Origin of the sequence: Aeromonas eucrenophila, from assembly GCF_000819865.1 — a bacterium.
Taxonomy (GTDB): Bacteria; Pseudomonadota; Gammaproteobacteria; order Enterobacterales; family Aeromonadaceae; genus Aeromonas; species Aeromonas eucrenophila.
The window spans coordinates 1-13013 of the sequence record NZ_CDDF01000019.1 but is presented as its reverse complement, the minus strand read 5'-3'; the positions used below and the strand labels follow the sequence as shown (position 1 = coordinate 13013).

The 13013-nt window shown below is 61.9% G+C and carries 11 protein-coding genes and 1 riboswitch; of the genes, 6 read left to right on the top strand and 5 right to left on the bottom strand.

The features are described 5' to 3' along the window. The first annotated feature begins 20 nt into the window (after positions 1–20). The 3 genes from leuC to BN1124_RS19635 all read left to right on the top strand — a co-directional run bounded on the left by leuC (position 21) and on the right by BN1124_RS19635 (position 3106). On the top strand, positions 21–1418 hold the full coding sequence (leuC, locus tag BN1124_RS19645) for a 3-isopropylmalate dehydratase large subunit (protein ID WP_042644734.1): 1398 nt from the start codon (positions 21–23) through the stop codon (positions 1416–1418). A gap of 12 nt (positions 1419–1430) precedes the next feature. After that, positions 1431–2030, top strand: coding sequence for a 3-isopropylmalate dehydratase small subunit (gene leuD / locus BN1124_RS19640; protein WP_042644732.1), 600 nt, complete (start codon positions 1431–1433; stop codon positions 2028–2030). Between the two features lie 149 nt (positions 2031–2179). Beyond that, positions 2180–3106: a transglutaminase-like domain-containing protein gene (locus tag BN1124_RS19635; RefSeq protein WP_042644730.1), complete on the top strand. Its 927-nt coding sequence runs from the start codon at positions 2180–2182 to the stop codon at positions 3104–3106. Positions 3107–3233: 127 nt separating this feature from the next. Here BN1124_RS19635 and BN1124_RS19630 read toward each other — a convergent pair whose 3' ends face one another. Further along, on the bottom strand, positions 3234–3524 hold the full coding sequence (locus BN1124_RS19630; RefSeq protein WP_042644728.1) for a PilZ domain-containing protein: 291 nt from the start codon (positions 3522–3524) through the stop codon (positions 3234–3236). A gap of 91 nt (positions 3525–3615) precedes the next feature. Further along, positions 3616–3706, top strand: a riboswitch (TPP riboswitch). A 53-nt stretch (positions 3707–3759) separates the two neighbouring features. Here BN1124_RS19630 and thiB point away from each other — a divergent pair. From thiB to thiQ, 3 genes are all read left to right on the top strand, one after another. Beyond that, positions 3760–4740 (top strand): thiamine ABC transporter substrate binding subunit, encoded by a 981-nt coding sequence (thiB, locus tag BN1124_RS19625; protein WP_042644726.1) that lies wholly within the window; start codon positions 3760–3762, stop codon positions 4738–4740. Beyond that, positions 4716–6344: a thiamine/thiamine pyrophosphate ABC transporter permease gene (gene thiP, locus BN1124_RS19620; RefSeq protein ID WP_156128452.1), complete on the top strand. Its 1629-nt coding sequence runs from the start codon at positions 4716–4718 to the stop codon at positions 6342–6344. The genes thiB and thiP overlap by 25 nt, the downstream gene beginning before the upstream one ends. A gap of 68 nt (positions 6345–6412) precedes the next feature. Beyond that, positions 6413–7120: a thiamine ABC transporter ATP-binding protein gene (thiQ, locus tag BN1124_RS19615; protein WP_042644723.1), complete on the top strand. Its 708-nt coding sequence runs from the start codon at positions 6413–6415 to the stop codon at positions 7118–7120. Positions 7121–7189: 69 nt separating this feature from the next. Here thiQ and BN1124_RS19610 read toward each other — a convergent pair whose 3' ends face one another. The 4 genes from BN1124_RS19610 to BN1124_RS19595 form a co-directional block, all read right to left on the bottom strand. Beyond that, a complete protein-coding gene (locus BN1124_RS19610) occupies positions 7190–8560 on the bottom strand; it encodes a PhoH family protein (protein ID WP_042644721.1) in 1371 nt (456 codons plus the stop codon). A 209-nt stretch (positions 8561–8769) separates the two neighbouring features. Continuing rightward, positions 8770–9453: a TSCPD domain-containing protein gene (locus BN1124_RS19605; protein WP_042644719.1), complete on the bottom strand. Its 684-nt coding sequence runs from the start codon at positions 9451–9453 to the stop codon at positions 8770–8772. Positions 9454–9462: 9 nt separating this feature from the next. Further along, a complete protein-coding gene (locus BN1124_RS19600; RefSeq protein WP_042644717.1) occupies positions 9463–11610 on the bottom strand; it encodes an adenosylcobalamin-dependent ribonucleoside-diphosphate reductase in 2148 nt (715 codons plus the stop codon). Between the two features lie 210 nt (positions 11611–11820). Further along, positions 11821–12273: an early set domain-containing protein gene (locus BN1124_RS19595; RefSeq protein WP_042644715.1), complete on the bottom strand. Its 453-nt coding sequence runs from the start codon at positions 12271–12273 to the stop codon at positions 11821–11823. Positions 12274–13013 lie beyond the last annotated feature (740 nt).

Sequence of the window (13013 nt, the reverse complement as noted above, 5' to 3'; positions counted from 1 at the left end):
AAAAAATAAGGAAGAGAGCAATGTCCAAGACCCTCTATCAGAAAGTGTTCGACGCCCACGTGGTGCGTGAAGTGGCCGGGGAAACGCCCCTCATCTACATCGACCGCCACCTGGTGCACGAAGTGACCAGCCCGCAGGCGTTCGACGGCCTGCGCGCCATGAACCGCCAACTGCGTCGCCCGGATCTCACCTGGGCCACCATGGACCACAACGTCTCCACCACCACCAAGGACATCGCCGCCTCCGGCGAGATGGCCCGCATCCAGATGGAGACGCTGGCCGCCAACTGCAAGGAGTTCGGGGTTCGCCTCTACGACCTGAACCACCAGTATCAGGGCATAGTCCACGTGATGGGGCCTGAGCTCGGCATCACCCTGCCCGGTACCACCATCGTCTGCGGCGATTCCCACACCGCCACCCACGGCGCCTTCGGATCCTTGGCGTTCGGCATCGGCACCTCCGAGGTGGAGCACGTGATGGCCACCCAGACCCTGAAACAGGGCCGGGCCAAGACCATGCGCATCAGCGTCAACGGCAAGCTGGCCGAGGGCATCAGCGCGAAAGACGTGGTGCTCGCCATCATAGGCCGGGTCGGCCACGCCGGCGGTACCGGTTACGTGGTGGAGTTCGCAGGGGACGCCATCGCCAGCCTCTCCATGGAAGGGCGCATGACGGTGTGCAACATGGCCATCGAGCTCGGCGCCAAGGCGGGCATGATAGCCCCGGACCAGACCACCATCGACTACATCCGCGGCAAGGTGTTCGCACCCGAGGGTGAGGCACTGGCCCAGGCCATCGCCTACTGGCAGACCCTCAAGAGCGACGAAGGCGCGACCTTCGACGCCGAAGTGGTACTCGATGCCGTCGACATCGCCCCTCAGGTGACCTGGGGCACCAACCCAGGCCAGGTGATCGCCGTGGGGGATCCCATCCCGGATCCGGACTCCTTCACCGATCTGATGGAGCAGCAGTCCGCCCGCAAGGCGCTGGCCTACATGGACCTGCAACCGGGCCAGAAGCTCTCCGACGTCGCCATCGACAAGGTGTTCATCGGCTCTTGCACCAACAGCCGCATCGAGGACTTGCGTGCCGCCGCCGCCATCGCCCGTGGCCGCAAGGTCGCCGCCGGGGTACAGGCGCTGGTGGTGCCGGGCTCCGAGCAGGTGAAGGCCCAGGCCGAGGCCGAGGGGCTGGACAAGATCTTCATCGAAGCAGGGTTTGAATGGCGTCTGCCGGGCTGCTCCATGTGTCTGGCCATGAACAACGACCGACTGCAACCGGGGGAGCGCTGCGCCTCCACCAGCAACCGCAACTTCGAGGGTCGTCAGGGCCGTGCCGGCCGCACCCATCTGGTGAGCCCGGCCATGGCCGCCGCCGCCGCCGTCACCGGTCACTTTGCCGATATTCGTGCGCTGTAAGAGGGAATGAACATGACAGGATTCAAACAACATAAAGGGATCGCCGTCCCCCTCGACAGCGTCAACGTAGACACCGACGCCATCATTCCCAAGCAGTTTCTGCAGAAGGTGAACCGCACCGGTTTTGGCAAGCACCTGTTCCACGACTGGCGCTTCTTGGACGATGCCGGCCAGCAGCCGAATCCGGAGTTCGTGCTGAACCAGCCGCGTTATGCCGGTGCCAGCATCTTGCTGGCCCGGGAAAACTTCGGCTGTGGCTCGAGCCGCGAGCACGCCCCCTGGGCGCTGGCGGATTACGGCTTCAAGACCATCATAGCCCCGAGCTTCGCCGACATCTTCTACGGCAACGCCATCAACAACGGCATGGTGCCGGTGCGTTTGCAGGACGAAGAGGTGGAGGCCCTGTTCCAGCTGGTCACGGCCAACCCGGGCCAGCAGATCGAGGTGGATCTGGAGGCCAACCAGGTGCGCGCAGGCACGCTTTGCTTTGGTTTCGAGATAGACGAGTTCCGCCGCTACTGCCTGCTCAACGGGCTGGATGCCATCGGCCTGACCCTGCAGCACGAGGCCGCCATCGGCGCCTTCGAGGCGAAGCAGCCGAGCTGGATCTAGGCACGATCAAAACCCGTCTCTGCGCCTTCGAAACAAGGCAGCCGAGCGGGAGCTAGGCACGAATAGCCACAACGAGTAGCATCCACAGGGAGCCCAGGCTCCCTGTTTCATTTCCGGCAAACGGCCAACCGATACCCGAGGAGAGGATGATGACGAAAGCGAGTGGCCTCCTGCTCTGCGCCCTGCTGTTCGCGCTGCCGGCCGGTGCCGGGCAGCGCTATTTTCACAGCAACGGCGGCCAGCTCAACGTCGGCTGGCAGGACAGGGAGGGCAAGGAACAGCAGCTCAGCTACCGCCTGGAGGCGGGCACCTTGCCGCCCCTCATCGCCTACAGACCCGCGCGAATGCAGGAGGATATGTTGCAACAGCTGTTGCAACAGGCCTTCATCGAGTTCCCCGAGGTGCAGTTCTCCCTCTCCCGCCCCGCGCTCGCCCTCAACATCAAGAGCCGCAACGCCGACAAGGCGAGAGAAGCCCAGGCTTGGGTTGGGCCTGAACAGGCAAAATTGGAACAGGAGTGGCTCAAGCAGCACTACTTCCAGCGCTTCACCCCATCCGATGGGGTGCCCGCCATCAAGCAGGATCACGTGCGCATCGCACTGGAGAGCCGGACCGAGCTGGCACCGCTGGCGGATCAGCTCAAACGGCAGGGGACCACAGAGGTGGAGGCGCGCCAGCAGACGGTGGCCTTCATGCTCGACTTCGTTCAAACCATTCCCTATAGCCTGCTGGACAGCCAGTCCGGCCGCGCCGGCAAGGGCTTTCTGACCCCGCGCCAGGTGCTGGAGCAGAACCGGGGGGATTGCGACAGCAAGATGACCCTGATGGCGGCCATGCTGGCCCAGCTCTTCCCCGAGCTCCCCCAGGCCATGGTGTTCGTGCCTGGCCATGCGCTGCTCGGCGTCGCCCTGCCCGCCAAACCGGGAGACGCGACCCTGAGCTGGGAGGGGCAGACCTATCTGCTGATGGAGCCGACCGGCCCGGCCCAGCTCCCCATGGGCCAGCTCGCGCCCACCAGCAAGACCTTGATCGACAGCCGGCAGCTAAGTGTGCAGCCCGTGCTGGCCAGCCAGTGAGTCGCCGCCAGACGGGCCGGGAAGCCATGGAGAATGGCCAGGCGGCAGCATATCAATCTACTGATAACCAAAACGACATCGGCCAACAGAGGCTGGCCGATGAAAAGCAGTGAAATCTGTCGTCACATCAGGCCAGAGACTGAAACTCCAGCGCCAGCAAGAGCCCCCCCTCTTCCTCCAGCACCCGCACTATGCGAGCCTGAACCTCGAACGGCGGCAGCAGGTTGCTGCTGGTAGCCAGGCTCACCCGGATGGGCTGATGCACATCGAAGCTGTGCTCGTTCACCTCGACCCCCATGCCGTTGGCACTGAGATCCCGACAAACCCCCTCCAGCACATCCTGATGCTGAAACAGGGTGACGGGGGCATTGATGACCATGCGCGCAAAGGCGCGCCTTTCCTTGGTACTGGTGATCACGAGGACCTCCTCTGCTATGCCGCTACGCCCGTATCGGCCGGTGAAATAATTGTGCTGGCCTACCCCAAGGAACGTTAATACAATGCGGTTCGTTTCTCAAACGGGGTGCGGCTTGCCGCTGAGATTATACCCGTGAACCTGATCCAGATAATGCTGGCGGAGGAATTTGAGGCATGGCGCTCGTTTTTTGCGCCCTCCCCCCGCTGGCACTTCACGACTCACAGGAGTGCCATCCATGAAAACCCTGCTGCTGGTCGCCACCAGCCTGCTCAGTGCCCAGGCCTTCGCGGCCGATACCCTCACCGTCTACACCTACGGCTCCTTCGCCAGCGAATGGGGACCGGGTCCCAAGATCAAGCAGGCCTTCGAGAAGGAGTGCAGTTGCACCCTCAAGCTGGTGGCGCTGGAAGACGGGGTCGCCATCCTCAACCGGCTGCGACTGGAAGGCAAACACAGCCAGGCCGATCTGGTGCTGGGGCTGGACGATGCCCTGGTGAGCGAGGCCAAGCAGAGCGGCCTGTTCGCCCCCCATCACACCGATCTCGCGGCCCTCAAGGTGCCGGGTGGCTGGCAGGACGACACCTTCGTTCCCTATGACTACGGCTACTTCGCCTTCGTCTACAACAAGGACAAGCTCAAGACCCCTCCCAAGAGCCTGAAAGAGCTGGTGGAGCGCCCGGATCTCAAGGTGATCTACCAAGATCCCCGCACCTCCACCCCGGGTCAGGGGCTGATGCTGTGGATGAAGTCCGTCTATGGCAAGGAGGCACCGGCCGCCTGGGCCCAGCTCGCCAAGAAGACGGTTACAGTCACCAAGGGCTGGTCCGAGGCCTACGGCATGTTCCTCGACGGAGAGGCGGACATGGTGCTCTCCTACACCACCTCCCCGGCCTATCACCTGATCGCCGAGAACAATGCCCAGTACCAGGCCGCGGCCTTCGAGGAGGGCCACTATCGCCAGGTAGAGGTGGCCGCCAAGCTCGCGAGCGCCAAGCAAGACAAGCTGGCGGACCGGTTCCTGCAGTTCATGGTCAGCCCCGCCTTCCAGCAGGAGATCCCGGGCGGCAACTGGATGTATCCGGTGACGGACACCCCGCTGCCCAAGGGCTTCGAGCAGATGATCACAGTCGCCAAACCGCTGAGCTTTAGCTCCGATGAGGTGGCCGCCAATCGCAAGGGCTGGATCAAGGAATGGCTGCAAGCCGTCACCCAGTGAGTGCCCACTCTCGTCCTCTCTGGTGGCTGCCGGGTAGCGCAGCCACCGCCGTCATACTGCTGCTCTCCTTGGGGCCGCTCGTGGCCCTGCTGTGGCAGGCTGGTGCGCTCCCAAGCAGCCTGCTGGCAGACCCCTACCTGCGCCACGTGCTGGGCTTCAGCCTGGGGCAGGCCCTGCTCTCCACCCTGCTGAGCCTGGGACTGGCCATTCCGGTGGCGCGAGCCCTGGCGCGGCGCCGTTTTCGCGGCCGAAGACTGCTGCTCAAATTGTTCGGCCTCTCCCTGGTGCTGCCGGTCATCATCGCCATCTTCGGCATAGTCGCGGTGCACGGCTCCCAGGGCTGGCTGCCCCACGCCCTGCGCAGCCTGGGGCTGGATCCCGGCAACTACCTGTACGGCCTGTTCGGCATACTGCTGGCCCACGTGTTCTTCAACATGCCGCTCGCCGCGCGCCTCATTCTGCAAGGGATAGAGAGCATCCCCGAGTCCTCCTGGCGCCTCGCCAGCCAGCTCGGCATGCGCTCCTCCCACATCTTCCGGCTGCTGGAGTGGCCCATCATTCGGAGCCTGCTGCCGGGATTGGCGAGCCTCATCTTCATGCTCTGCTTCACCAGCTTCACCACAGTGCTGGCGCTGGGCGGTGGCCCCAAGTCCACCACATTGGAAGTGGCCATCTATCAGGCCCTGCGCTTTGACTTCGATCTCGCCACCGCCGGCGGCCTGGCGCTGGTGCAGCTGCTGCTGACCGCAGGCCTGTTGCTGCTGCAACACAAGCTGCAGACCACCCCGGCCAGCCGGGTGTCGACTCGTCGTCCCAGCCTGCGGCCGGACAGGTTCCAGCCAGGCACCCGGCTGATGGACATCGCCGCCCTCAGCCTCGGCCTCGCCATCTTCCTGCCGCCCCTGTTGGCCATCGTGGTGGCGGGCTTCAACCCCGGCCTGCTGACGGCGCTTGGCTCCTCCCGGCTGTGGCAGGCGGGGGGTCAGTCCCTCGGTATCGCGCTGGCGGCGGGGAGCCTCGCCACTCTGCTCGGCGCCGGCCTGCTGCTCACCAGCCGCCACCTGCGGGTACGGGCGCGCAAGCGGCGGGCCGCCGCCCTGTGGGAGGCCAGCGGCTCCATGATCCTGATGATCCCGGCGGTGGTGCTGAGTACCGGCCTCTTCATCCTGTTTATGCCCTTCACCGATGTCTTCGCCCTCGGGCCCTGGCTGGTGGTGCTGGTCAATGCCCTGATGGCGCTGCCCTATGTGCTGCGCACCCTTTCTGCCCCCATGCAGCTGGTGGTGCGCCAGTACGACAGGCTGGCTGACAGTCTGGGGGTGCGCGGCCTGCAGCGCCTGCGCCTGGTGGAGTGGCCCCTGCTGCGCCGCCCGCTGGCGCTGGCCATGGCGCTTTCCATGATCTTGTCTTTAGGAGATCTCGGCGCCATCGCCATGTTCGGCAGCCAGGAGCTCACCACATTGCCCTGGCTGCTCTATCAGCAGCTCGGCAGCTACCGGCTGACCGAGGCGGCGGCCACCGCCCTGCTGCTGCTTATCCTCTGTTTCTCCCTGTTCTGGCTGGTGGAGCGGGGTCTCGGAGGCAAAAACCAGGATGCTGGATAGTCGAGTTCGCTGCCATGGCACGGTTTCACATGCGGTCTGTACACCCAGCCATATCATAGGAGTCAAAGATGCTGTTAATTGATGATTTGGCAACCAGTTACCCTGATTGGCGGGTGACCTTCAGCGCCTCTCTGCCGAGGGGGGAGATCACGGCGCTGATCGGCCCGAGCGGGGCCGGCAAATCGACCCTGCTCGGCATGATAGCGGGCTTCGTGCCGGTAGAATCAGGAGCCCTGCGCTTCGATGGCATCGATCTATTACCGCTCGGCCCCGCCGAGCGTCCGGTCACCACCCTGTTCCAGGATCACAACCTGTTTCTGCACCTGTCGGTGTTCGACAACATCGCCATCGGCCTGCATCCGGGCCTGCGCCTGAGCCCGGCCCAGCGCGCCCAGGTGAAAGAAGCGGCCATCAAGGTGGGGCTCGGCGACATGCAGGACCGGCTGCCGGAGCAGCTCTCCGGTGGTCAGCGGCAGCGGGTGGGCCTGGCCCGCGCCCTGGTGCGTGGCAAGCCGTTGCTGCTGCTGGACGAGCCCTTCTCGGCGCTGGACCCCGCCCTGCGCCGGGAGATGCTGGCAGAAGTCGCCCGCCTCGCCTGCGAGCAGGGCATTACCGTACTGATGGTGTCTCACAATCCCGAGGATGCTCAGCTCATCGCCGATCGGGTGCTGTTCGTGGACGAGGGGCGCATCGCCCTGCAGGGTACACCGGATATTTTGCAAAACAGCGATCACCCGGGCCTGCAGCGCTACCTGGGCCACTCCCAGAGTACCTAGCACAAAGTCACGAGATCAAAAAAGGGAGGCCAGTGGCCTCCCTTTTTCATATGAAGATATTACGTGAAATCAGAGATTTTCCTCGGCGAAGGAGGCGAGCTTGCTGCGCACCACCCCGTTCAGGAAGATGTTGGCACTGCCGTCGAAATCCTTGAAACGCTCGACGATGTAGGTCAGGCCCGAGGTCACCGGGCTCAGGTAGTTGGAGTCAATCTGGGCCAGGTTGCCGGAGCAGACTATCTTGGTGCCCTCGCCGCAGCGGGTGATGATGGTCTTGATCTGGGACGCGGTCAGGTTCTGGCACTCGTCCAGCAGCACGAAGGTGTTCTGGATGCTGCGCCCGCGCATGAAGTTGACGGATTTGAACTGGATGTTGGCCTTCTCCATGATGTAGCTCAGCGACCCGCTCATGTTCTCGTCCTGCTTGTGCAACACCTCCAGGGTGTCGGTGACCGCCGCCAGCCAGGGCATCATCTTCTCTTCTTCGGTGCCGGGCAGGAAGCCGATGCTCTCGGCGATCTCCGGGGTGTTGCGGGTGACGATCACCTTCTCGTAGATCCCCTTCTCGATCACCAGCTCCAGCGCCGCTGCCATGGCCAGCAGGGTCTTGCCGCAACCGGCCGGGCCGGTCAGGATCACCAGATCGATGTGCGGATCCAGCAGGGCGTCCAGCGCCATGCCCTGATAGACGTTCTTGGGATGCACGCCCCAGGCCTTGCGGGACATCAACCGCTCGCGGCCGAGATCTTTCAGGCGGATCTTGTGGCCGTCGTGGCTCAGCACCCGGGCCGCGAAGAAGTTCTCCTCGTCCAGCAGGTACTGGTTGACGTGTACCCCCTCCAGCAGCTCGGCGTCGATCACATGGACGGTGTCCCGGCCATGGGTCTCGCTGTCGCACTCGCCGACCCGCTCCCAGAAGCTGCCTGGCACCACCTGGAAGCCCTTGGCCAGCAGACGGATATCGTCGATCAACTGGTCGCTGCGATAGTCCTCAACGTGCGCCAGCCCGGCTCCTTTGGCCTTGAGGCGCATGTTGATGTCCTTGGTCACCAGCACCACCTGGCGTTTCATCTCATGCTTTTGCAGGTAGAGGGCGGCATTGATGATGCGGTTGTCCGCCTCCTTGTCGGTGAACACCTCGGCATCCTGAGGCAGATGGTGATCGCTGAAGATGGAGATGTGACCGCTCGCCTCCCCGGCCAGTCCCACCCCCTGCACGATTTGCTCAGGGGCCGCATCGCGGAACACGTCCTCCAGCGCCCGGATGGCGACGCGCGCATCACGGCTGACGTCTTTCTGGCGATCCTTGATGTTGTCGAGCTCTTCGAGCACCGTCATGGGGATGAGCACGTCGTGCTCTTTGAAGGAGTAAATGGCGAGGGGTTCGTGAAGCAGAACGTTGGTATCCAGGATAAACAGCTTTCGGTCAGTGTTGTCCATAAGCATCCTCCTTGGCACTGAAGGTGCCACGTGTGTGAATCTCAGATGTCATTGAAACCACACGGCCGTGACAGTTTTATTACCTACCAACGCTACGCCCGATTTAACCAGTGCGCAACACATCCCTTTGGCTCCCACATTCAAGTGAACAAAAAACACCCAACAAAAAAGACCGGCCAATGGGCCGGTCTTTTTGAGACTCTATCTTCTCAACCGCACTTGGAATCGCCGCAGTTCAAACAGGTCATGCAGCCATCTTTCAGCACCAGCGCCTTGGTGTGGCACTTGTAGCAGAGCGCCGCATTGGCGGGGAAGCCGCTGCCAGCAGATTGCGCTGCGTCCTCCTGCTCGGTCTGCAGTTGGGCCCGCTTCTCGGCCAGGAAGGCCTGCTGATGCTCATCCAGCCTGGGGGCCTTGAGCATGCCGATTTCGGTGAGATGGGTCTCGATCACGTTGCCAATCTCGGCAATCAGGGAGGGAACGTACTTGCCCTTGTTCCAGTAACCCCCCTTGGGATCGAACACGGATCTCAGCTCCTCCACCAGGAAGGTGACATCCCCCCCTTTGCGAAACACCGCCGAGATGATGCGGGTCAGCGCCACTATCCACTGGTAGTGCTCCAGGCTCTTGGAGTTGATGAAGATCTCGAACGGGCGGCGACTCTCGTGCACAGTGCCCTCGTTGAGAATGATGTCGTTGATGGTGATGAACAGCGAGTGCTCGGAGACATGCTCCGGCGTCTTCAACTTGTAGGTGGTGCCCATCAGCCGCTCCGGGCGCAGCACAGTCTCGTGCATCTGCACCACGTCATCCTGCGGCGCCGGCGCTTCTTGCGGCTCGTCCCGGGTTTGCACCTTGTAAGCGACGATTTTCCTGTCGATCTTCTTGACCATGTGTCGTCCTCAGAATTTACCGTAATAGCCTTCTTTCAAGGCGTCGTAGAGGTTGGCGGCGGTGTGCAGCTCCCCATCGTATTCGATCTCTTCGTTACCCCTGGCGGTGATGACGGAGCCATCCTCCAGTGTGAACTCGTAACTGGTGTTCTCCAGATCCTTCTCCTTCACCAAGACCCCCTGGAAGGCGGCCGGATTGAAGCGGAAGGTGGTGCAGCCCTTGAGCCCGGAATCCGAGGCATAGAGGTAGATGTCCTTGAACTGCTCGAACGGGAAGTCGGTGGGAATGTTGGCAGTCTTGGAGATGGACGAGTCTATCCAGCGCTGGGCCGCGGCCTGAATGTCCACGTGCTGAGCCGGGCTGATGTCATCGGCGGTGATGAAGTAGTCCGGCAGCCGGGTCCCCTCTTCCTCCCCATAGGGCATGGCGGCCGGATTGACCAGCGCGCGGTAGGCCAGCAGCTCGAAGGAGTAGACGTCCACGCTCTCCTTGCTCTTCTTGCCGGGCTTGATGACGTTGCGGCTGTAGTGGTGGGCGAAGCTCGGCTCTATGCCGTTGCTGGCGTTGTTGGCGAGCGACAGAGAGATGGTACCCGTCGGCGCTATGCTGCTGTGGTGGGTGAAACGGCCACCCTGCTCGGCCAGCTCGGCCACCAGGGCGGGATCCACCTCGGCCACCTGCTGCATGTAGCGGCTGTAGCGGGCGTGCAGCACCCGGCCCTTCACCTTGTCGCCGAGCTTGATGCCATCTGCCGCCATCTCCGGGCGCAGGCGCAGCATCTTGCCGGTCACCTCGAACTCCTGCTCCATGATGGGAGCCGGGCCCTTCTCTTTAGCCAGGGCCAGGGACTCGCGCCAGCCGGTCATGGCCAGCTCCTGGGAGACTTCTTCGGTGAAGGCGACGGAGGTGGCGGATCCATATTTTATCTGCAGCATGGTAAGGGTCGAGCCGAGGCCCAGGAAGCCCATGCCGTGCCGACGCTTGTTGATAATCTCTTCCCGCTGCTTGGGCAAAGGCAGCTGGTTGATCTCCACCACGTTGTCCAGCATGCGGGTGAAGATCGCCACCACCTTGCGAAACGCGGGCCAGTCGAAGCTCGCCTGCTCGGAGAAGGGGTTGCGTACGAACTTGGTCAGGTTGACCGAGCCCAGCAGACAGGCGCCATAGGGGGGCAGTGGCTGCTCGCCGCAGGGGTTGGTGGCGCGGATCTCCTCGCAGAACCAGTTGTTGTTCATCTGGTTCACCTTGTCGATCAGGATGAAACCGGGTTCGGCATAGTCATAGGTGGAACTCATGATGACGTTCCAGAGCTTCCGGGCAGGCAGCCTCTTGTAGCGCTTGCAGGCGACCTGCCCCAGAGCATTGATGACCACCCCCTCCTTGTTCGGCCAGTCGGCCCAGAGCACCTGCTCTGGGTCGTCCAGCGCGATCCCGTCCTGCTCCACCTCCTTCGCCGTGTAGGGGAAGATAAGCGTCCAGGGGGCATCCTCCTTCACCGCCTTGACGAACTCCTCTGTGATGAGCAGGGAGAGGTTGAACTGGCGCAGGCGACCATCCTCGCGCTTGGCCTGGATAAATTCGACGACGTCCGGGTGGCGGATATCCATGGTCCCCATCTGGGCGCCGCGGCGACCGCCGGCGGACGAGACGGTGAAACACATCTTGTCGTAGATATCCATGAAGGAGAGAGGCCCCGAGGTGTAGGCACCAGCGCCGGAGACGAAGGCGCCACGGGGACGCAGGGTAGAAAAGTCATAGCCGATGCCACAACCCGCCTTCAGGGTCAGCCCCGCCTCGTGCACCTTGCCGAGGATGTCGTCCATCGAATCTTCGATGGTGCCGGAGACGGTGCAGTTGATGGTGGAGGTGGCGGGCTTGTGCTCGAAGGCTCCCGCGTTGGAGGTGATGCGCCCCGCCGGGATGGCCCCATTGCGCAGCGCCCACAGGAAGGGCTCGTACCAGGCATCAGGCTCGCGCTCCTGTGCGGCCAGGGCACGGGCCACCCGTTGGTAGGTCTCGTCAACCGAGCCGTCGATGGGGGCCCCATCCTTGTGCTTGAGGCGATACTTGCTGTCCCAGATCTCGAGGGAGGTTTCCTGCAGGGGGATGAGGTCGGTGCCGGGATCTGTCTCCAGCACCGGATTGGATTTAGCCATTTTCAAGCCACCTTATGTGAATGCATCAGCGTCATGACAGGGATAAAAACACAACCCATATGTAAATGTGAAATACGAAAACACTATATATAGTAGTCTTCATATCATGGGTCGTCGGCCCAAGCCTAAAAAAATGCCCCGGCCAGCAGAGTGCTGAGCCAGGGCCGTTAACCGTCTCATTGTCCGAGAGATTGACCACTCGGGACAGGATCAGGGCTTCTTGACGTAGACAGTCGGGGTTTCGCCAGCCAGGTTCAGATAGAACTCATAGACCCCGTCTGCTTCCGGCGAGAACTTCATGTCCTCGTATTTGGAACAGGGGTTGACCGGGACTGGCTCGCCGCCCAGCACGGCAACGCCATCGCTCGGGCTCTTGTAGCCGAAGTTGGTGCCGCAGCTCCAGCTTGAGTCACCAAATTTGAATTTGTAGGGAGCCCACTCCTTCTTGAGTGTGCCCTTGGCCATGTAGAGCTTGTCGGCCACCTTGACCGCCTTGGTCTCATCGTTGGCCATCCAGTCATTCATCTCCCCACGCAGGTAGATGGACTTGCCACCGAAATCGCTGTTGTCCGCCCCTGCCTGTTCAGCGCCACCGTTAGCTGCGCAACCGCCTAATACCAGGGTTCCCGCCGCCAGCATCATCGTTACTGTTCTTTTGAACATGTGTCCTTTCCTCAGATTATTGTGTTTCCTTGGCCCATCGAATGTGGGCAGACGAATTAAAGCAGAGCGGGCCCGCCAAGAAAGGTAGGGGTATCACATTCTGTACTTTTTATATTCAAAACAAGGGTAAACAGAGAAATATCGAGTAACGGGATTGTCGTGGTAAAGAGAGGGAGCCACATCAGAGGAACTTGTTTGTGTCTGCTTGCACACATCAGCTTCAGGCCATGGTGATTACCTGCCTGACCCCAACAGTTTCAGGGAATGGCAATTCCGCGCCCGTTTCAGGCAATGCTGATTACCTTCTTCACCCGTCCATTTCAGATAACGCTGATGACCTGATTGGCCGCGCCCATTTCGAACAATCGTGATGATCGATGCAGGGCATAGCCGCCTTGTGTATGGAGGTGGAGAGGAGATACGGGTAGTCCGGTAGTCCGGTAGTCCGGTAGTCCGGTAGTCCGGTAGTCCGGTAGTCCGGTAGTCCGGTAGTCCGGTAGTCCGGTAGTCCGGTAGTCCGGTAGTCCGGTAGTCCGGTAGTCCGGTAGTCCGGTAGTCCGGTAGTCCGGTAGTTTGGAGCTAAAAAGAGGCTGGAGATAGGTAATCGGAGACGCAGAAGGCAGTATATTTGACTAAATTGATGTGTTTTTACGAAGTGGTTGTCTGATAAATAGGCTAAAGGTGAACAAAATATCTGCCAAACCCCACATCTCAGCCAATAAAAAAGCCCGCTCGATTGA